The sequence below is a fragment of the Ruegeria sp. AA6 genome (assembly GCF_056542865.1).
Map to the genome: position 1 here is coordinate 111,470 of NZ_JBQGAN010000006.1, position 20,141 is coordinate 131,610.

A 20,141-nucleotide genomic window follows, 5' to 3' on the forward strand; every position below is an offset into this window, starting at 1 on the left:
CGAATGGACCGTCGGCGCAAAAAAGAGTCAACGCGCAGATTGCCGCGCGCGGGTACTGTGCCACTGCGACAGTGTGGCCGTCCTTAACTTATGTCATGCAACTCTGACCAGCAGGGCAAAAGATCGCCCTCAGACGGAGTCGCCAGGTAGATCGCCCGCGCAATCGCCCGCGCCAGACAGATCGAGGCCGCGTGCCCGATCAGTCCAAGTTCTGCTTCGGTGTCGACGGTACGCGCACCTGTGCTGACTCCGAAAACCAAATCTCCGTCACCCGGAGTATGCGCGGGCATTATAGCCCGCGCGATGCCATCATGGGCCGCCACGGCCAAGCGTTGGCATTGCGGTTTCGACAGCGCTGCATCGGTGGCGACAATGGCAATGGTTGTATTGCCTTGGTCGGGCTCTGCAGGTCGCATGACCTGAGCCTTGAGGCTGACCGCGGGCAGACCCAGCCCTGTGTTGGAATCAGGCCCTAACCCACCGAATTCTGCACCGAGTTCAAATGGGGCGGACCAGAAATGACGATCGCTTGGCGTGGTCACGCTGCCCATCGGATTGGCCGCAACCAAGGCGCCGACGGCAACGCCAGAATCCAGCACCAGAGAAGCCGAGCCCAAACCGCCCTTGTGCCGCGCCGCCAGTGCACCAGTGCCCGCCCCTGCGGACCCGAGTGCGAATTCCTGAGCGGCCCCCTCAAATGCCGCCCGGCCCAAAGCGCGATAGGGGTTTTCGACCCAAGCCTTGTCGCCACCATTCAACAGGTCAAAAAGGATAGCCCCAGGTACGATCGGCACCACGGTATCGCCCACCGGATACCCGCGGCCTCGGTCGCGCAACGCATCCGACACCCCGGAACAGGCATCCAACCCGAACGCCGATCCGCCGGACAACGCAATCGCGTCTACCCGTGCCACGGATTTGTCTGGTGCCAGCAAATCAGTTTCACGCGTGCCCGGTGCACCACCCATCACGTGGACCGAAGCGACAAAAGCCTGATCCGACGTCAGAACGGTTGAGCCGGATTTCAGCGTGTCGTCCTGCGCGTTTCCAACCAAAAGGCCGGGGACATCGGTGATCAGGTTTCTGAGTCCGGGGGTCATAACGGTCTTGGGGGCTGTCTGTAAGCGCACAGGCGCACTGCCTTCGGCGACAGTATTTTTGAAAAGATGAAGTGCGGGTCAGATACAGCGGCCACCGTCGACCTCCAATGCAGTGCCGGTGATCATGCTGGCCTCGTCCGAGCACAGGAAACAGGCGGCATTGGCCATGTCTTCCGGTGTCGAAAACCGGCCCAGAGGGATTGTTGACAGGAATTTTGCCCGCATCTCGGGTGTATCCTCGCCCATGAAGGATTTAAGCAGTGGCGTTTCGCCAGCCACCGGACAGATCGCATTCACGCGCACGCCGCTAGGGGCCAATTCCACTGCCATCGTCTTGGTCGCCGTGATCATCCAGCCTTTGGAGGCGTTGTACCAATTCAGGTTCGGGCGTGGCGAAAGACCAGCGGTCGAAGCCACGTTCAGAATGGCCCCGGCGCCGCGTGCTTTCATCGCGGGCACCAAAGCGCGTGCGGTCAGGTAGACGGATTTCATGTTTACGTTGAAGACGCGGTCGAAATCCTCCTCGGTCACGTCCTCTAGCGGTGTCGGCAGGTGCGTTACGCCGGCGTTGTTGACCAGAATGTCCAGATGGCTGAACCGATCCATCGCAAAGTCCGCCATGGCCTGCACCGAAGGCCCGTTTGCCAGATCAACCTGATAGGCAAAGGCATTGGGCCCCAACTGGTTCGCCTGAACCTCGGCCGCGTCCCCGTTAATATCGGCGATCATGACACGGGCGCCTTCGGTCAGGAACTTCTGCGCGATCCCAGCACCGAAACCGGACGCGCTGCCGGTCACGATTGCGGTTTTTCCCTCTAACCTCATGATATTGCTCTCCACCTATGAGACCAAACTAGCAAGGACCCACGAAGTTTCCAGATCAATCTTCCGAAACCTTACCGCGCAGTGCTTTCACATCAGACCTGGCTTTTTTTGCGGCCAGCCGACGTTTGACCGAACCATAGGTGGGTTTGGTTGCAATTCGTCGCTTAGGTTTGACCAGCGCACGGGTGATCAGATCGGCCAGACGGGCACGGGCGATTTCACGGTTGCGGGCCTGCGACCGGGTTTCCTCGCATTGGATGATGATCGCGCCATCCTTGGTCCAACGCCGCCCTGCCAGCCGTTTCAAGCGCGACTTGACCGGGTCGGGCAAAGACGGAGAGCGCGCGGCCTCGAACCGCAGTTCAACAGCGGTCGAGACCTTGTTCACATTCTGCCCGCCGGGACCGGACGAACGGACAAAGCTCTCGGTCATTTCCCAATCTTGCAGGGCGATATCGTCGGTGATGCGCAACATGGGGTGGACCTTATCCGGCGCGGGCAGAAACAAAAAGGGCCGCCCCGGCGGGACGGCCCTTCGAAAGTACAGGAGGTTGGGTCGGTTAGATCAATCGACCAGCCGGAGCGAGTGCTCCGCCAAGGGCTGCCCTAGCAGGCGATCCCCCCGGTTGTTCCGACACCTCTCTCCAATCTCTTTCTCGACACTGGATCACCTCCTTTTCTATCTGTTGCGGTTAACTTTGAGCCTGACACAAGATGCGCCATTCTCAAAGCACTTTTTTACGCGGGCTGAGCGGTCAACCGCGCAACGATCACTTTGAACGGGATCAAGGCGATCAACGCCAGCGACAGTTTCACCAGCCAGTCAGCAAAGGCCAGCGTCACCCAAAGCGGGGCCATCGGGCCGGACAGCATGAACGGGACAGGCTCCCACGCCCAGTTGATCGCGGCGTCGGCGTTGGCACCGAAGAACGTAACCGAGGCCGAGAAGGCGATGGTGAAAAACAGCGCGGTGTCCAGCGCCGAACCAACCAGCGTCGAGACCAGCGGCGCGCGCCACCAGCGGCCGCCACGCAGCGAGTTGAACACAGTGACGTCAGTCAGCTGTGCGATCAGGAAGGCGGTGCCCGAGGCCACGGCGATGCGCAGCGGTACGGCGGCATAGGTGAACCCGTCGCCCTGCAGCATGATCTGGCTGCCGATCAACGAGCAGATGATACCAGTGATGAACCCGGCAAACACGACCTTGCGGGCGGTGGCCACGCCATAGACGCGGTTCATAATGTCGGTGACCAGAAAAGCCAGCGGATAAGTGAAGGCACCCCAGGTCAGCAACCCGTCAAAGATCAGGAACTGAACAAGGATGTTTGAGGCCACAACAATGGCGGCCATGGCAAGAATGCCGGGAATGTAAGCGCGTTGCATTTTCAGATGCCCGTTTTGACAAGGTAGCGGCGACTTGGCCTCGGGCTCATCCCAAGGCAAGCCGTGCGTTTAGACCCTTGCCGGGCCTCTGTCAATCGGGCAGCAGGTATTCGACAAGTTCGGTGCGCTGCAGGGCCAGAAAGTTGTCGTCCGAGATCATAGTCGCCCGCATCCGCCCCTGATCATCACGCCAAACCGACAGACCTTCGAGGTTGTCATGCGCGCCGGTGCCGGTTTCGAAAAGGGTCTCTTCGGCTTTCGGAACGTCACTCGAGACATCCCACCGACGCAGACGCGCGCGAAATCCTGTTAAAGAAACACTGCGCTCCAGCATATAGAACCGTCCGTCCGGACCGAAATCAGCGGCCACAGGCAGGAATCTACCTCGCGGTGGCAAAACAAAAGGCGTTGACCATGTTTTTCCATCCCAGCGGTAGACGGGGATGTCGCCCTGCACGGTACGGTTTTTTTCGGGCAGCGTATAGAGACGCCCTCTGTCGTCGATCGCAAGCCCTTCGAACGACCCATTCCCGTCCAGTGTATCGAATGCCTTGGGACGTGGAAGCACCCGGCCTTTTGTTCCGGGTGCCGCGTAGTAAGCCACGCGATGGACCCCTTCAAACGAGATATAGAGCCCGCCATCCGGTGCAATCGCGATCCCTTCGGAATCTCCGACATAGCCCGGCAATATCCGACCAGTGCTGGATAATACCGGCCAGTGACCCAGAATTCGGATATCGGTGATCTGATCGCCGTCACGGTCTATCCACGCAGCCACCAATTGCGCCCGGTCGCTGAGCGTCATCATATAACGCCCGTTATCTGAGATGTGGATGGCCGAGAACCCGCCGAACCAGCGCTCGCTATGCCGCCAGTCGAAACTGGTCAGATGGGTGGCGGTCTTGACCTCAACCGCCCAGACCGATCCAGCCAGAAACAGACCAGCGATCAGTTGGATTGCAAAACGGCTGCGCATTGCTGGGGCAAGTCGGCCAACACATATTCACGGCGTTTCTTGGGTGCTGGCGCGTTTGGGTCCGGTGGCGGTGGGTTGAGGATGTTGTTCACCCATTGCTGCGCCTCGGCACAGCCATCGCCCTTAGGCGGCGCATCCTGATTGACGCATCCGCGCGAGCCTCTGGGGCAGTTCAGGCGGACATGGAAATGATAGTGATGCCCCCACCACGGGCGGATCTTGCGCAGATAGGCGCGGTTACCTTTCTCGTTTTTGCACATTTCAACCTTGGCGCCTGGAAAGACAAAAATCCGTGCGACCCGCTTGTCCTTGGCTGCCTCGCGCAGAACCGCATGGTGCTGCTTGGTCCAGTTGCTGTTCACGAAGGCTCCGTTCGAGCGGCGCAGGGAAATCGACGAAAGGTTTTCACGCGCCTTGCGGCTGAGGCGCATATTGTCCCCCGGCAGCATCCAGATATCGATATCCAAACCCAGTTGATGCGACCGATGGCCCGAGGTCATCGGCCCGCCCCGCGGTTGGCTGATATCCCCGATATAGAGACCATTCCACCCCGGTTGCTTGGCGGCAAACCGGCTGAGGTCCTGCACATAATCAATCGCAACCGGATGCCCCCAGTTGCGATTGCGCGACAGGCGCATGGCCTGCCATGTCGGGCCTGTTTCGGGCAGTTGCACCGACCCGGCAGCGCATCCGCGCGAATAACTGCCGAACGCGGCCGGTTTTTGCTGTGAGCTTTGCTTTTGCGCCCCGAACAATTGCTTGGCCAGAGGTTGCGCCCCTGCCGTGCCTGCCCATGTGATCGCGGCGATTATTGTCAAAAAACGTAGTATAATCATCTGCTCTGATCCCCTTCCGGTTTCACCCAGCGCATTAGGAACAGACCCAGAATAAACAACAGAATGATTGGTGACACCCCCAGCCGTGCGCTGCCCGTCACGGTTGTGGCAATTCCAATCAAAAGCGGTGCGGCAAAGGCAGTGGCGCGGCCTGACAGACCATAAAGACCAAAGCTTTCGACCGGGGTCTTGGGATCGGTGTGGCGCACCATCAAGGACCGGCTGGCCGATTGCAGGATACCGCCCATGCCGCCGATCAGGATGCCGCAGCCGAAGAACACCAAATCCGGCAGGCTTGATCCTTCGGGTAGTGAGATACCGTAAACCTGCGTGCGATCCATCGACACCACGGTCAGACAGACAAAGATCAAAACCCAGATGGTGACCAAAATCACCGGTTTAGGCCCGTATTTCTTGTCCAGCTTGCCCCCGATCCAGGCAAAGATGGCCGAGGCCAAAACGCTGACAATCCCGAACACGCCGATCTTGATCAGATCCCACTCCAACACCAGCCGGGCATAGACGCCGCCAAAGCTGTAGAGCCCGTTCAGGGCATCGCGATAAAACATGGACGAGCCCAGATAACAGGCCAGACTGCCCCGGTGACGCAGGTCCGAGACCAACTTGCCCAGCAGACGCAGCGCCTCACCCAGACTGCCCGTTTTGTTGCTGTCCGGGCCGTCACGGACCCACAGGAAATAGGGCACCATGAACAGGATGAACCACAGGGCGGTGAAAGGGCCAACGAAACGTGTGCCCTGTTGCTGCGCCGCATCCAGCCCGAATATCGGGTCCATCCCGATCAGCGTCTTGCCGTTGGGCTGTTCGACAAACAGGGTCAGCATGATTGCGAGCGAGATCAACCCGCCAAAATAGCCAAACGCAAAGCCCGAGCCCGAAATCTCTCCAACTTCATTGTCGTCGCCCAGTTCCGGCAGCTGAGAGTTGATGAAGATCAGCGCATATTCCGCACCCACAAACCCCAAACCAAAGGCCGACAGCATCAGCCACATGTTTGAACCGTCAGGCAACATAAACCACAGTGCAGCCGACCCCACCGCGTACATCACCGAAAACGCAAATATCCACGGAATCCGCCGCCCGGACACATCCGCCATCGCCCCCAACAACGGCGCGCCAAACGCGATGATCAACCCGGTGATGGTCAGGCAATTGGCCCAAACCGTCTGCGCCCGCGCTGCCGCTGCCTCGGCATCCAATCCCGTGCCCGAAAAATAGCCCGCCGCAACCCCGGCAAAATAGGGGCCAAAGACAAAGGTCACCAAAAGGGTGTGATAGGGCTGCGTGGCCCAGTCGAAAAACCACCAGCCCCAAATGCGCTTGCGCTTGGAAATCTCTGCCATAACCGCCCCTGTTTTTGTTGGCTTCATAAGACGGGGCTTTGCCCCAATTCGCAAGCGTTCTGTTGGCGCGGGCTTGCTCTTTGTCGCGGGGGCGCTTACCTCTCGTTTCGCGTATTTACCGGAGGCCCCATGCTGTCGCTGATCCAAATTCTGCTGCTGATCCTGGACATTGTCTGGTTCATCATTCTGGCCCATGTGATCATGAGCTGGCTGATCAATTTTCAGGTGCTCAACCTGCATCAACAGTTGGTGGCGCAAATCTGGTACGGTTTGAACCGTATATTAGAGCCTATTTATGGCCCGATCCGCCGTGTTCTGCCCAACATGGGTGGGCTGGACCTGACGCCTCTGGTCGTGCTGATCGGGGTCTATGCGCTGCGGATCATCCTGATCAACAACGCACCCTACTTTTACTGACCTCTTGTTCACCGAATCTTAGTGTGTGATTGTCCTGTCTTAAGAGCAGATAAACCTTAAAACAGGGCAACCCCGCACATGTTCGACGCCGCGCCTTTGCTGCGAGATGTCTTTGGATTCGACGACTTCCGCCCCGGTCAGGAGGAGATCGTCGATGCCGTCACGCTGGGTGAAAACGTGCTGGCCATCATGCCAACGGGCGGCGGCAAATCTCTGTGTTATCAGCTGCCTGCCCTGCTGCGCGATGGGGTGACGGTGGTGATTTCCCCCCTGATCGCCCTCATGCGCGATCAGGTGCGCGGCTTGCAAGAGGCAGGTGTTGAAGCCGGGGCGCTGACCTCGGGCAACACCCAAGAAGAAACCGATGCCGTGTGGGAAGCGTTGGAGGCCGGGCGGCTGAAACTGCTGTACATGGCCCCCGAACGTCTGGCCGCCGGGTCGGCCTTGGGCATGTTGCGTCGAATAAATGTCAGCCTGATTGCGGTCGACGAGGCCCACTGCGTCAGCCAATGGGGCCACGATTTCCGCCCCGATTATCTGCGGATCGGAGAGCTGCGGCGCGCGCTGGATGTACCACTGGCGGCCTTCACCGCAACAGCTGATGCGGAAACGCAGGATGAGATCGTCGAGAAACTGTTCGACGGCACTGCCCCCCGTAAATTCCTGCGCGGGTTCGACCGGCCCAACATTCACCTTGCCTTTGCCGCCAAGGATGGGCCGCGTAAGCAAATCCTTGATTTCGCAGCCGCGCGGAAAGGGCAATCCGGCATCGTCTATTGCGGCACCCGAAACAAGACCGAGGTGCTGGCCCAAGCCCTGCGCGAAGAAGGCCACAGCGCCTGCCACTATCACGGCGGCATGGACCCCGAGGATCGCCGCATCGTCGAAACCCGCTTTGCGCGTGAGGATGGTCTGATCGTCGTTGCCACCGTGGCCTTTGGCATGGGCATCGACAAACCCGATATCCGCTGGGTCGCCCATGCGGACCTGCCCAAGTCCATCGAGGCCTACTATCAGGAAATCGGTCGTGCCGGTCGCGATGGTGGCCCCGCCGAAACCCTGACCCTGTTTGGCCCGGATGACATTCGCCTCCGCCGCTCTCAAATCGATGAAGGGCTGGCCCCGCCCGAACGGCGTATGGCCGATCATGCCCGCCTGAACGCCTTGTTGGGTCTGGCCGAGGCGCTGGTTTGCCGCCGCCAAACCTTGCTGGGATATTTTGGCGAACAGGCGGAACCTTGCGGAAAGTGCGACCTGTGCGATACCCCGCCCGAGGTCTTCGACGGCACCACCCCTGTCCGCATGGCCCTGTCGGCGATCCTGCGCACCGAGGAATGGTTCGGCGCGGGTCATCTGATTGATATCCTTTTAGGCAATGAAACAGACAAGATCCGTGCCCGGCGTCATGACTCTCTGTCTACTTGGGCCATTGGCAAAGACTGGTCGCGCCCGCAATGGCAGGCAATCTTCCGGCAGATGATGGGGCACGATCTGGTGCGCCCGGACCCCGAACGCCACGGCGCGCTGCGCATGACCGAAGCCGCCAAACCGATCCTGAAGGGTGAGGAACAGATCAATCTGCGCAAGGACACGATTCGTAAGGCCACGCGCCGCCCCGCCGTCAAAATGATGGTGTCCGAGGAAGACGCGCCGTTGCTAAGCGCCCTCAAGGCCAAACGTCGCGCGCTGGCGGAATCCGCGCGGGTACCGGCCTATGTCATCTTCCCAGACCGTACCCTGATCGAAATGGCTGAGAAACGCCCCTTGAATCTGGACGATATGGCCCGAATTGGCGGCGTGGGTGCAAAAAAGCTGGAACGCTATGGTGACACTTTCCTTGAGGTCATCGCCGGAGAGGCTAAAGCCCTCCACCCAGCCCGCCGCAAACTGGCGGGTCGGGATCAGGGCGATATCTACGACCAATTGCTGTCCGTGCAGAATGATCTGGCGCGTGGTCCTGACGGGATCGATAAGCCGCTGACCTGCTCGGCCTCGCAACTGGCTAAGGTCGCGCAACTGCGCACCGACGACCCCCGCGCGATTGAGCAGGTACTGGGCGACCGACGTCACGAAAGGTTTGGCGCCGCCTTTCTGGACGTGCTGCGTCAGGCGGGCTAGATACCCTGCATCAGGCAAGAAACGAGGGCGGATATGCTGGTAGTGGTTTCCCCGGCCAAACGGCTGGATTGGGCAGAACGGGACATCGACGTCACGCAACCCGACTTTCAGGACGACGCGATCCGCCTGTCGAAAACCGCCCGCAACCTGACGCTGGGTGATCTAAAAAAATTGATGGACCTGAGCGATGAACTGGCGCGCCTGAACCGCGACCGTTATCGCGCCTTTTCCGATACCCCGGAAGCCGACGTGACCCGCCCCGCCGCGCTGGCCTTTGCGGGCGACACCTATCAAGGGCTTGAGGCCGCATCGCTGGATGCGCATGAAATGGCCTGGGCGCAGGAACACCTGCGTATCCTTTCGGGCCTTTATGGTGTGCTGCGCCCGTTGGATGCCATTCAGCCTTACCGACTTGAGATGGGCAGCAAGCTGAAAACCCGCCGTGGCAAGAACCTGTATGAATACTGGCGCGACCAACTGAGCAAGGCGCTGAACGCACAAGCGGCCGAGGTCGGATCGGACCTTCTGATCAACTGCGCCAGCCAGGAATATTTCGGCGCGGTCGACCTGAAGGCACTGAAACTGCGTGTGATCACTCCGGTTTTCATGGAGGACAAGGCGGGCACGCCCAAGATCGTCAGCTTTTTTGCTAAGAAGGCCCGTGGCGCTATGGCCCGCTATATCATCCAACACCGTCTGAGCGATCCCAAGGGTCTGCTGGATTTCGACAGCGGGGGCTATGAATACCGACCCGATCTGTCAGATGAAAACAAACCCGTCTTTGTGCGCCCCTATCAGGCCTGATTCAACATCGACGGGTCAAAGGCAACCAGCTCGACTGTGTTGCCCTCGGGGTCTTCGGTGAAGATGCCACGCCATCCGATCCAACCGAACTGTTCGACGCGGTAAGGTTGGCCGATTTTGTCGTACCAGCGCATAACCGCGTCTTGTTCGTCGAATGGCAATGAGAGCGCAATGTGATGCAGCGATGAACCCGCCCCGGTCACAGGCGTATCGTCGCCGGTTGGATGCAAGCCGGGTCGCGGGGCCGCCGTGTAATGGAACAGGGCCAGCACTTGTGTGTGCCCTCCGAACCCCTCGGCAATACGGAAGAATGTGATGGCGCTGTTATGGTCTCCAGTCAGGCGCTTTAGCCCAATCACGTTTTCATAGAACGCGACCATTGCGGCCATATCGGCGCATCGAATGGCAATCTCGCCAAGTGCGCGAGGGTGAAATCCACGATGTGTCATGGACTTAACCTATTCAGCCTCTGGGTTTTCAGCAATGACTGGCAACACCTCATCAGGCTGACAATCCAGAATCATCTTATGGATTCTCCGTTTCTGCAGCGGCTTGGTCAGGTAATGATCCAAACCGGCAGACAGAATGCCCTGATCATCGCCAGCCATGGCATGCGCGGTCAAAGCGACAATCGGCACATGCCGCCCCGTTTCAATCTCGCGCCGCCGGATTTCAGCCGTGGCCTGTTTGCCATCCATTTTGGGCATCGAGATATCCATGAAGATGAGATCCGGTTCGAAGGCCTGATACTGTTCCACCGCTTCAACGCCATTGCCTACAAATTGCAGGTCAATGTTCAGATCCTTGACCATCTTTTGCAGAATCAGCTGATTGGTTCGGTTATCCTCGGCTGCCAGAATTCGCATTTTCCGGTGGCCACCGTCCGGTTGCATCTGCTCTGTTTCCACCATGACAGGTATAGTCTGGGGTGCGGCTGGCAAACGGCCCAGCATGGTCAGACGCGAATAGAGCTCAGCCCGGGGGATGGGTTTTTGTAAAACCCCTTCGATCAGGTGTCGGGCCGGGTTGGCATGGATAACGCCGGGATTTGCTGACATCACGACCACCGGCAAATCGCTCCAGCCCCGATCTTTCAATGTTTCGGCCAGCTCCAACCCATCCATATCTGGCAGGTCGTGGTCGCAAAGCAACAGATCGACGCTGTCATCAACAGCGGCCAGCGCCTCTCCACCCGATGTGCAGACCGTGACCTTTGCCCCTAACCGCCCCAGTTGTTTTGATAGGATGGCGCGGTTCGCCGCCAAATCCTCGACGACTATCGCGTGCCTCAGGCGACCCGCCAGATCGGGCGGAGCCGGCTGCGGGCCTTCCGCCGTTGGCAAGGAAACCCGAAATCCGAAACACGACCCCTGCCCGGGCTCACTTTCGACCCAGACTGACCCACCCATTAGTGTGACCAGCCGTTTTGTGATCGCCAGCCCCAGCCCGGTGCCTTCGAACTCGCGGTTTTTCTCGTTTTCGACCTGATTGAACTCGCCAAAGATATGCCCAATCTTGTCCTCTTCGATGCCTATCCCGGTATCCTCGATCGCCACGTGGATATCGCATGTGTTTGCATGCGTGTTGGGAACCCCTGTCACACGGATCAGAACATGCCCTTCGGACGTGAACTTGACCGCATTACCCACCAGATTGGTCAACACCTGGCGAACGCGGCCCGGATCACCCACAAACAGGGTCGGCAAGAACAGGTCGTAATCGACCAGCAAGGACAGACCTTTGTCGCGCACACTGGGCTGCAACAGCATCGCGACCTCAAGAATGCAGCGTTCGAAATCGAACTGTTCGGGGTGCAGGATCAGCTTGTCGGCCTCAATCTTCGAATAGTCCAGCACGTCATTGATAATCACCAACAGCGCCTCGCCCGAGTTGCGGATGGTGTTTAGATACAACCGCTGCTCCTCATCCAACGGAGTTTCCGACATCAACTCGGTCATTCCGACAATGCCGTTCATCGGGGTCCTGATCTCATGGCTCATATTGGCCAAAAAAAGCAGATTTGGCGCGGTTCGCGGCCTCAGCCCGCTCCCGGGCGGCATTCAGTTCGGTCTCATGCCGGACCGACGCGGTGATGTTCAGGCCCAGACTGACCACGTCGCCGCCATTGCCACGCTGGTCAATCATCTTGAAATATTCTCCGTTCCACAGCTTGATCACCACCGCGTCTGGTTGCGGCTGCACCCAGCGCTCCAGCATTCTGGCCTGCCAGTCCTTCGCTGTCTCGGCGCCTATGTCGATCAACCCCTCATCAATCAGAATCTCAAGTATACGCGCATAGCTGATGCCGGGTTCGACCTCATCAAGCCCTTCAAACAGGCTGAGATAAGCCGCATTGGCACCGATCAGGCGACTTTGGTCATCGAAAAACGCAAAACCATCCTGGATGGTCTGCATCGAATGCCAGAGGCGACGTTCGGCGACTTCGATCTTGGCATTGGCCAGCGTCAGGTCGGATTTGACTTTTTCATTCTCATCCCGAACCGTCTCAACCTCGGCCTGGGTTTCGCCGATGCGTTTGGTCAGCGCCATCGCGTGCAGGCCCAGTTTGCGATTGGCCGCCGACAACTCGGTCTGCTTCATCTCCAACAGACGCTCGGCCGCCAGCCGTGCGCGCCGTTCCTGTGCCAGTTTGGTTGCTAGACTCATTCTTGGTGACCCCGGACGATTTGCATTCAGCATCCGGACAGAGCGTGAAGAAGTGTTTAAGCCGTTGCCGTACCTCTGGCGTACGTGTCACAGTTTTCAAAACCGGAGGTTAGATATGCGAATTTTTAAATGCGTTTCAATTCTCTGCGCTGTCGCGCTTGGTACTCAGACAGCGGCAGAATGCGCTTCGGATGCACAGATTGACCAATACGTGCAGGACTACCTGAGTAATACCCCCACACCCGCTTTGTCAGCCGACGGCAGCATGGAGGACGCTCTCTGCACTCAGGCTAAGATAATTGCAGCGTTAGAGCCGCATATGGGCCCTGTGATTGGCTACAAGGCAGGTCTGACAAGCGCCCCCGCGCAAGAACGGTTCGGAGCATCCGAACCGGTCCAGGGCGTTCTCTTCCGAGATATGATGTTGGAAAACGGGGCGACGGTCCCCTCCACATGGGGTGCCCGACCCGTCTTTGAGGCAGATCTGGTGCTTGTTGTCGGTGACGTAGGGATCAATCAGGCAACTACACCTTCGGAGGTCATCGCAAATATAGCGGTCATTCGCCCCTTTATTGAACTGCCGGACCTGACCTTGGCCGAAGGGGAACCGATCACACCCGTGACGCTGACCGCCATCGGAGTCGCCCCGAAACTAGGCGTTTTAGGCTCTGAAATTCCTGTCTCAGACACCGAGGCGATCACAAAGGCACTGGCTGAGATGACTGTCACGCTCAGCGCCGCGGACGGTGAAGTACTGGCGCAAGCCCCGGGCACGGCGGTTCTGGGACATCCGGCCAATGCTGCCCTGTGGCTCATGTCGAAAGGGATCGAGTTTCAGCCCGGAGACCTGATTTCGGTCGGGTCTTTCGGCCCGCTCGTGCCGCCGGCAAAGGGCAAAGGCGGGGCAACCGCCACGTATAGCGGCCTGCCCGGCCATCCGTCGGTCAGCGTTGAGTTCGAGTAATCAGCGCCGCCCCTCACGCAGCCAGCCACCCAGCAGGAAGCCGCCCGCCAACACCAGCACCAGCCAGGGCGGCAGTAACCCGGCCTGCGTGACATCGCGCGTTTCATAGGCTTCGCGCGGGGTCAGACCAATCCAGCCTCGTCCGGCGGCCGGGCGCCCGGCGCGGACATTGCGGATCGAGGGCAACCCCTCTTCCAACCGGATTGCACCGCCGCGCAGTTGCGCCAACACGGGGTCCAGAACCTCGGACGTGGCGATCGTACGCTCAAATTCCTTTGGTGCGGCGGGACCAAGGCCGATCACGGCCATCTGCTCGCCTTCCTGCAAGCGATAGAGGCCGATTTCTGGCCCAAAATACATCGCTTCGAACCGACCCGGAGACACCTCCTCCAGCGTGATCTCAAGCGTTTCTCCGTTGGGGCGGGTGATGGTCACCGGTCCGACCTCATCCTCGAGCGTCTGGCGAATGATGCGCATGATCTGACCGTTGGCCTCGGCCCACAGGGCTTCTTCTTCCAGTTCAGGCTCTTTCATCATCCAGTGGGCCAGGCGGCGCAGCAGTTCCAATTGCGGCCCACCGCCTTCGAACCCGCGGCTCCACAACCATGCATGGTCCGAGGCCAGCAGCGCCACGCGCCCCTCACCAACCCGATCCAGCACCAGCAGGGGGCGCTCATCCACGCCGGTCATCAACAACTCACCCGTCCGATGGTTCACATCAATCTGGCGCAGCCATGCGCCCCAATCCTCGGAATCACCCAGATTGGTTGTGACCGGGTGGCGGTGTCCCAAATCAGTAACCATTGGCACAAAACGTTCCTCGATCACGCGCGCGGTTGGCTGCGCGGGCAGGATCGGAGCCAGTGGCGAGCGAAAGATACTATCCGCACTGGCAAAATCCGGCCCCGCCGCGATTAGCACCGCGCCGCCGTCATTTATGTAGTTGGTCACATTGTCCAGATAGATCGCCGGTAGGATCCCGCGGCGCTTGTAGCGATCAAAGATGATCAGGTCGAAATCGTTGATCTTCTCCAGAAACAGCTCACGTGTTGGGAAGGCGATCAGAGAAAGCTCATCCACCGGCACGCCATCTTGTTTTTCAGGCGGCCGCAGGATGGTGAAATGCACCAAATCGACCGAGCTGTCGGATTTCAGCAGGTTGCGCCACGTCCGCCCGCCCGGATGCGGTTCGCCCGAGACCAGCAGAACGCGCAGCCGGTCGCGTACCCCGTTCATCTGAATCAGTGCGGTGTTGTTCCGGTCAGTCAGTTCGCCTTCGGCCTGTGGCACGGTGAACTGAATGACATTGCGCCCGCCATGCGGCAGCGTGATGGGCAATTCGACATCGACGCCGATGGGGATGCTGAATTGCTCGGGCGCGGCCCCGTCCACAGAAATCTCAAGCGGCGCAGTCGCGGCTCCAACGGGCGCGGCACCGCTGTCTTCAACCCGTAATGTCAGGGTCACGGGTTCGCCGATGATGGCAAAGGCAGGGGCGTTGCGGACAATCAGGCGGCGATCCCAATCGCTCTCACGCCCGGTTTGCAGCAGGTGCATGGGCGCGGGCAGATCAGGGGCCTGATCGACGTCATGCACGATGCCGTCCGACACCACCAGAATACCGGCGATCCGGGCGCGCGGTTCTTCGGCCAGCGCGGCGTTCAGGGCGGCCATGACCTGCGTACCCTCATCGCCGTCTCCGTCGCCCACCTTGATGCGGCGCAGTTCGGTGTTGTCACGAGATTCAATCTCGGCGGCCAGTTCCTCGGCCGCCTGCGCGGATTGATCGGCGCGGTCTGAGAGCCTTTGACTGGCGCTTTCATCCTCAATCATCAGAACGATATCGGTTAGAGGCGCGCGGTCTTCGACCTGATAGACCGGCCCCGCCAAAGCTGCGAGCACGACCAAGGCCGCAAGCCCGCGCAAGGCCCAGCCTGACAGGCCGCGCCATAAGGCAAGGATGACCCCGGCCAAAGCAATTGCGGCAACGATGACCAGAACCGGCCACGGGATCAGTGGATCAAAGATGACGGTTCCGGTCATTGTCCCAACCTGTCCAAAAGCGCAGGCACATGGACCTGATCAGATTTGTAGTTCCCGGTCAGCACATGCATCACCAGATTGACGCCAAAGCGATTGGCCAACTCACGCTGTCGTTCACCCGCGTAGCCACGCCCCACCGGCAATAACGCCTGCCCACTGCGATCCACTGCCCAGGCCGAAGCCCAGTCATTGCCGCCAATGACGACCGGTGTCACATTGTCGTTGAGGTTGCGAAACGGCATGCCCTCGATCTGTTCAGCGTCCAGCGGGGCAGCTTCGACCCAGACTTCAGTGCCTGAATAACGACCCGGAAAATCCTGCAGCAGGTAAAAAGCGCGCGTCAGCACGTGGTCGCGCGGCACCGGCTCTAACGCAGGGATATTCAGGGGGGCCGCCAATTGCTGAAGCTTGCGTCCGTTGGGGCTGGAAGAGCCGAAACGCGCAATATCCGCATCGCGCGTATCGAACAGGATCATGCCACCGGACCGCAAGTAAGCATTCAGCTTGGCATAAGCCTCGGCCGACGGTTGCGGCTGGTCAGGCGTAATCGGCCAGTAGAGCAGAGGGAAGAACGCCAGTTCATCGCGCTCCAGATCCACCCCGAAGGGGTCGGCAGGCTCGACCGAGGTGCGATAAAACAGCGTTTGCGCCAGCCCGCGCATGCCCGCGCCGGCCACATCGTCGACCTGCGCGTTTCCGGTCAACACATGGGCAAGCACCAGTTCCTGCGTTGCGTTCAGGGCAAACTCAGTGTCCTCGGGCGTCGTCTGCGCCTGAGCATCGGGGACCAGCAACACAGCCCCCAGCGCGACGGCGGCGGCCTTGGCCAGCCCAAGACGGCCGGACAATGCCAGTGAGGCAATCACGTCGATTGTAAGCAGTAACAAGGCAAGGCTCAGCAGGAGGCCCCCAATGGGCGTTTCATTGGTGATTTCCTGCCCCTTGATCGGCACGTCCGAGGGCCAAGTGACGGGGTTCAGCACTGCCTCTTCGGTCAAAACATTCAAGGCCAGCTTCTGCTTGCCGCTTTCATAGAGGCCTGGCTGCAGATCAGGACCAATCGCACCCGAGATCAGATCGACCCCGTCCACGCCAGCCAGATTGCCTGCATCCGACAAGACGCCAAAGCCGTCCATTACCTGGATCGGTTCCCACGTGGTGCCCTGTAATTGCGCATCATCGCGGGATTTCGCAGCCGAGGCCACGGCCAGACGATCCAGCATCTCAACAAACAGACCCGAAAGCGGCAGGGACGACCATTCGGCATCCGCCGTGACGTGGAACAGCACGACTTGTCCTAGCCCCAATGCCTTGCGCGTGACCAGCGGTGTTCCATCCGACAACGACGCGATCACCCGATCCGCAAGATTAGGGTCTGGTTGCGCCATAACCTGCGTGGTCACCGTGACATCGCTGGGCACCCGCAATCCATAGAAGGGTGAGTTTTCAGTAAAAGGCGCCAACCCCTTGGCTTCACCCCAGCTCATCGCGCCACCAACCGAGCGGCCCCCGCTGCGCAGTCGTACGGGCAGCAGCGTATCCTCGGCATCGCGACCCAGATCGCTGGCGGCCATGCGCGGGCCTGCAAAGCGCAGCAGCAACCCACCCTGTTCCACCCATTCAACCAGCGCGGCCTGTTCGCCCTCGGACAGTTTCGCCACGTCGGCCAGAACAATCACATCCGGGTTTGCGGGCAACACCTCCAACAACCCGCCTTCGACGAAATCTGCCGTGGGGCTCAACACTTGGGTCAGGTAGTGGAGCGGAGACAAAAGCTCCAATCCTTCGCGGTTCAGCGTGCCAGCTATCAGCGCGACCTCGCGACGTCGCAGACTGTCATCCGTCAACGTCACCGCCCCGGCGGATCGCTGGCCCTGAATCTCGAACCGTGTGATCCGGGCACGCAGTTCGGATGGCAGCGCCAGATCCAGCTGCGCCTGCGTTTCGCCACTGGGGATTTCCATCTCGGCCGATTGCAGAATCCGCATCGCACCGGCTGGGTCGCGACCCTGTGCCAGAACGGTCAGACTTTCAGCCGGACCCGGCTCAGCCCGCTGAACAGTCAGCTGGATCACCCCGTCCTGGTAGGCAGCGGGCAGAATAGCAAGCACCGGCGCCGCGGACTGATACACAGTCACCGTGCCACGATTCTGAAGCGCTGAAAGAACCTCGTCCTGCCCGTCATAGGCCAAACGATCACTGAACCAATGGGTATCAAAGCCTCCGTCCAACTGGTTCAAGGCGGTCAATGCCTGATCAATCTGCGTCTCTGTTGGCTGCCACGGTGTTGGCATCAGACCCGGCAGGCGTCCACGCCATGCCTCGGCGGCTTGGAACACAGGCGCTTCGGGCTCTGTGAGACTAAGGATGGCTACAGTGCGTCCCGCACGTCCGGCTTCGGTCAATTGCACATCAATCTGATCCAGAGTCGAGGACCACTGCGTCGCCCCCGCCCATGTGGCATCCAGAACCAGTAGCAACGGCCCCGATCCGGTCTCATCCCGCGATGGGTTCAGAACCGGCCCGGCCAGACCAATGATAATCGCTGCCGCTGCCAGCATCCGAAGCAACAGCAGCCACCAAGGAGTGCGATCCGAGACGCTTTCGTCATCCTTCAGCCCCAGCAGCAGCGTTACCGCCGGAAACAGCCTGCGTATCGGCGCAGGTGGCACCGCGCGCAGGATCAGCCACAGGATCGGCAGGGTCAGCAGACCCAGCAGCACCCATGGGGCGGTAAAGCCGATGCCTGCCAGAACCGTCATCGTGTGCCCCCGTCCAAGGCCCGATAGAGCCATAATAGAGCCGCTTGCGCGCTGTCACCGGTGTGGTGCAGGCCCAGTTGCCAGCCGGTGGCGCGGCATAGCTGCGTCAGGGCGTCCTTACGCTGTGCCAACCGTTCCAGATATCGATCACGCAGGTCTCCGGCCTTGAGTGTCTCATGCCGAGCCGTGCCGCCGACACTCTCGAATATGGTGCGACCGCGATAGGGGAAGGTTTCTTCGCTTGGATCAAGCACCTGCAATATCACGCCCCGAACGCCACGATCGGCGGCTTTGGTCAGGGCCAGTTCGACCTCATCCATCGGTCCAAGGAAATCGGAAATGAACACGGCGCGGGCATGCGGGATCATCGCCCGGTGTTCTGGCGGCGCGTAGTCAGGTTCAGCATCCTCGGACCATGCCTGTGCCAGCCGAACGATCTGTGCATTGCCACGCCGGGGCGGCAGAGTGGTGCCGGTCAGACCGACGCGCTCGCCCCCGCGCACCAGCAGAATGGCCGTCGCCAACCCAAGCAAGCGCGCACGGTCGGCTTTGGTCGGATGGTTCTTGTCCGAGGCAAACCGCATCGACGCGCCCTGATCCACCCACAGCATCACCGATTGCGCGATCTGCCACTCGCGCTCACGCACGAATTGCTGATCCCCGCGCGCCGAGCGCCGGTGGTCGATCATCCGGCGGCTGTCGCCGATCTGTGCCGGGCGGTATTGCCAGAAATCATCCCCCAGCCCCGAGCGCCTGCGCCCGTGATCCCCAAGCAAAACGGTTCCGGCCAGATGTTCAGCCCGCGCCAACAGGGGCGGCAGCCGGGACGCCTCGACCTCGGATCTTTCGCGAAGGGTCAGCGCGGCATTCACGCCGCAGCCTCGGTGCGGATCAGGCCGGCGGCGGTGGTTTCGATCAGATCAGCCAGACTGTCACCCCGCGCCCGCGCCGCGAAGTTCAGCGCCATCCGGTGGCTCAGCACCGGGCGCGCCATGTCCAGCACATCCTCGGCATTGGGCGCCAACCGTCCTTGCAGCATCGCCCGCGCCCGCACCGTCATCATCAGCGCCTGCGCCGCGCGGGGGCCGGGGCCCCATGCCACGGTTTCGGCAACACGTTCAGACGCGCCCGCTTCTTCGGGTCGGAACGCGCGGACCAGATCGAGGATCAGTTCGACCACCGAATCCCCCACCGGCATCCGGCGCAGCAGCACCTGCGCAGCCAGCAGTTCTTCTTTGGTGAAAATCTGATGCGAATCGTCCTCTTCAATACCGGTGGTCGCCAGCAGAATATCGCGCTCGGTCTCGCGGTCCGGGTATTCAACGTCGATCTGCACCAGGAACCGGTCCAACTGCGCTTCGGGCAGCGGATAGGTGCCCTCTTGCTCAATCGGGTTCTGCGTCGCAAGAACGTGGAACGGCTCTCCCAAGGACCGATCCTCACCGGCCACCGTCACTGTGCGCTCCTGCATCGCCTGCAGCAACGCGGATTGCGTCCGCGGGCTGGCGCGGTTGATCTCATCCGCCATGAGCAGTTGACAGAAGATCGGGCCGGAAATGAAGCGAAAATGCCGCGAACCGTCATCGGCGGTGTCCAAAACTTCGGACCCCAAAATATCGGCGGGCATCAGGTCAGGCGTGAACTGAATGCGGTTGCCATGCAGGCCCATCACCGTCGACAGCGTCTCGACCAGTCGGGTTTTTCCCAGACCTGGCAAACCGATCAGCAGGGCATGCCCCCCGCACAGCAGCGCCGTCAGGGTCAGGTCCACCACCCTCTCCTGCCCGATGAAGCGGCGGGTGATCGAGGACTTGGCCTCTTGCAGCTTGGTTTCCAGCGCTTCGATCTCGGACACGAGGTCGGCAGGTTCGGTCATGACTTT

General features: G+C 60.3%; 16 protein-coding genes and 1 pseudogene. 4 read left to right on the forward strand and 13 right to left on the reverse strand.

Annotated elements, in window-relative coordinates; all coding sequences use genetic code 11:
• Positions 1 to 83: 83 nt before the first annotated feature.
• The 7 genes from ACR0LN_RS10325 to ACR0LN_RS10355 all read right to left on the reverse strand — a co-directional run bounded on the left by ACR0LN_RS10325 (position 84) and on the right by ACR0LN_RS10355 (position 6,724).
• Complete coding sequence (locus ACR0LN_RS10325; RefSeq protein ID WP_480429688.1) at positions 84 to 1,100, reverse strand: P1 family peptidase; 1,017 nt, start codon at positions 1,098 to 1,100, stop codon at positions 84 to 86.
• Positions 1,101 to 1,178: 78 nt separating this feature from the next.
• Positions 1,179 to 1,925: an SDR family oxidoreductase gene (locus tag ACR0LN_RS10330; RefSeq protein WP_480429563.1), complete on the reverse strand. Its 747-nt coding sequence runs from the start codon at positions 1,923 to 1,925 to the stop codon at positions 1,179 to 1,181.
• Positions 1,926 to 1,980: 55 nt separating this feature from the next.
• On the reverse strand, positions 1,981 to 2,400 hold the full coding sequence (gene arfB / locus ACR0LN_RS10335; protein WP_480429564.1) for an alternative ribosome rescue aminoacyl-tRNA hydrolase ArfB: 420 nt from the start codon (positions 2,398 to 2,400) through the stop codon (positions 1,981 to 1,983).
• A gap of 263 nt (positions 2,401 to 2,663) precedes the next feature.
• A complete protein-coding gene (locus ACR0LN_RS10340) occupies positions 2,664 to 3,308 on the reverse strand; it encodes a queuosine precursor transporter (protein ID WP_480429565.1) in 645 nt (214 codons plus the stop codon).
• A gap of 91 nt (positions 3,309 to 3,399) precedes the next feature.
• Complete coding sequence (locus tag ACR0LN_RS10345; RefSeq protein WP_480429566.1) at positions 3,400 to 4,284, reverse strand: esterase-like activity of phytase family protein; 885 nt, start codon at positions 4,282 to 4,284, stop codon at positions 3,400 to 3,402.
• A complete protein-coding gene (mepA, locus tag ACR0LN_RS10350; RefSeq protein ID WP_480429567.1) occupies positions 4,257 to 5,120 on the reverse strand; it encodes a penicillin-insensitive murein endopeptidase in 864 nt (287 codons plus the stop codon). The genes ACR0LN_RS10345 and mepA overlap by 28 nt, the downstream gene beginning before the upstream one ends.
• On the reverse strand, positions 5,117 to 6,724 hold the full coding sequence (locus tag ACR0LN_RS10355; RefSeq protein WP_480429568.1) for an MFS transporter: 1,608 nt from the start codon (positions 6,722 to 6,724) through the stop codon (positions 5,117 to 5,119). The genes mepA and ACR0LN_RS10355 overlap by 4 nt, the downstream gene beginning before the upstream one ends.
• Between ACR0LN_RS10355 and ACR0LN_RS10360 the strand changes: the two genes are divergently transcribed.
• From ACR0LN_RS10360 to yaaA, 3 genes are all read left to right on the forward strand, one after another.
• The gene (locus ACR0LN_RS10360; protein WP_170382138.1) at positions 6,614 to 6,901 is read left to right on the forward strand and encodes a YggT family protein; all 288 of its coding nucleotides are present in this window, start codon (positions 6,614 to 6,616) and stop codon (positions 6,899 to 6,901) included. The two genes, ACR0LN_RS10355 and ACR0LN_RS10360, sit on opposite strands and share 111 nt — an antisense overlap.
• Positions 6,902 to 6,979: 78 nt before the next feature.
• Positions 6,980 to 9,019 (forward strand): DNA helicase RecQ, encoded by a 2,040-nt coding sequence (recQ, locus tag ACR0LN_RS10365; protein WP_480429569.1) that lies wholly within the window; start codon positions 6,980 to 6,982, stop codon positions 9,017 to 9,019.
• Positions 9,020 to 9,052: 33 nt separating this feature from the next.
• Entirely contained in the window at positions 9,053 to 9,823 is a 771-nt protein-coding gene (gene yaaA, locus ACR0LN_RS10370; protein WP_480429571.1) for a peroxide stress protein YaaA, read from the forward strand.
• On the opposite strand, the gene ACR0LN_RS10375 is transcribed toward yaaA, so the two are convergent.
• Entirely contained in the window at positions 9,814 to 10,272 is a 459-nt protein-coding gene (locus ACR0LN_RS10375) for a VOC family protein (protein ID WP_480429573.1), read from the reverse strand. The two genes, yaaA and ACR0LN_RS10375, sit on opposite strands and share 10 nt — an antisense overlap.
• 9 nt (positions 10,273 to 10,281) lie before the next feature.
• A pseudogene (locus ACR0LN_RS10380) lies at positions 10,282 to 12,490 on the reverse strand (response regulator).
• Positions 12,491 to 12,605: 115 nt separating this feature from the next.
• Here ACR0LN_RS10380 and ACR0LN_RS10385 point away from each other — a divergent pair.
• A complete protein-coding gene (locus ACR0LN_RS10385; RefSeq protein WP_480429575.1) occupies positions 12,606 to 13,454 on the forward strand; it encodes a 2-keto-4-pentenoate hydratase in 849 nt (282 codons plus the stop codon).
• Here the strand turns inward: ACR0LN_RS10385 and ACR0LN_RS10390 are convergent, their stop codons facing one another.
• From ACR0LN_RS10390 to ACR0LN_RS10405, 4 genes are read right to left on the reverse strand one after another with little or no spacing between them, the layout of a single operon-like run.
• A complete protein-coding gene (locus ACR0LN_RS10390) occupies positions 13,455 to 15,497 on the reverse strand; it encodes a hypothetical protein (protein ID WP_480429576.1) in 2,043 nt (680 codons plus the stop codon).
• Complete coding sequence (locus ACR0LN_RS10395) at positions 15,494 to 18,259, reverse strand: DUF4159 domain-containing protein (RefSeq protein ID WP_480429578.1); 2,766 nt, start codon at positions 18,257 to 18,259, stop codon at positions 15,494 to 15,496. Before ACR0LN_RS10395 ends, ACR0LN_RS10390 begins: the two co-directional genes overlap by 4 nt.
• Positions 18,256 to 19,131, reverse strand: coding sequence for a DUF58 domain-containing protein (locus ACR0LN_RS10400; protein ID WP_480429579.1), 876 nt, complete (start codon positions 19,129 to 19,131; stop codon positions 18,256 to 18,258). The genes ACR0LN_RS10395 and ACR0LN_RS10400 overlap by 4 nt, the downstream gene beginning before the upstream one ends.
• Positions 19,128 to 20,135 carry an AAA family ATPase gene (locus ACR0LN_RS10405; protein ID WP_480429581.1) on the reverse strand — a complete coding sequence of 336 codons (1,008 nt, stop codon included), beginning with the start codon at positions 20,133 to 20,135 and terminating at the stop codon, positions 19,128 to 19,130. Before ACR0LN_RS10405 ends, ACR0LN_RS10400 begins: the two co-directional genes overlap by 4 nt.
• Positions 20,136 to 20,141: the final 6 nt, after the last annotated feature.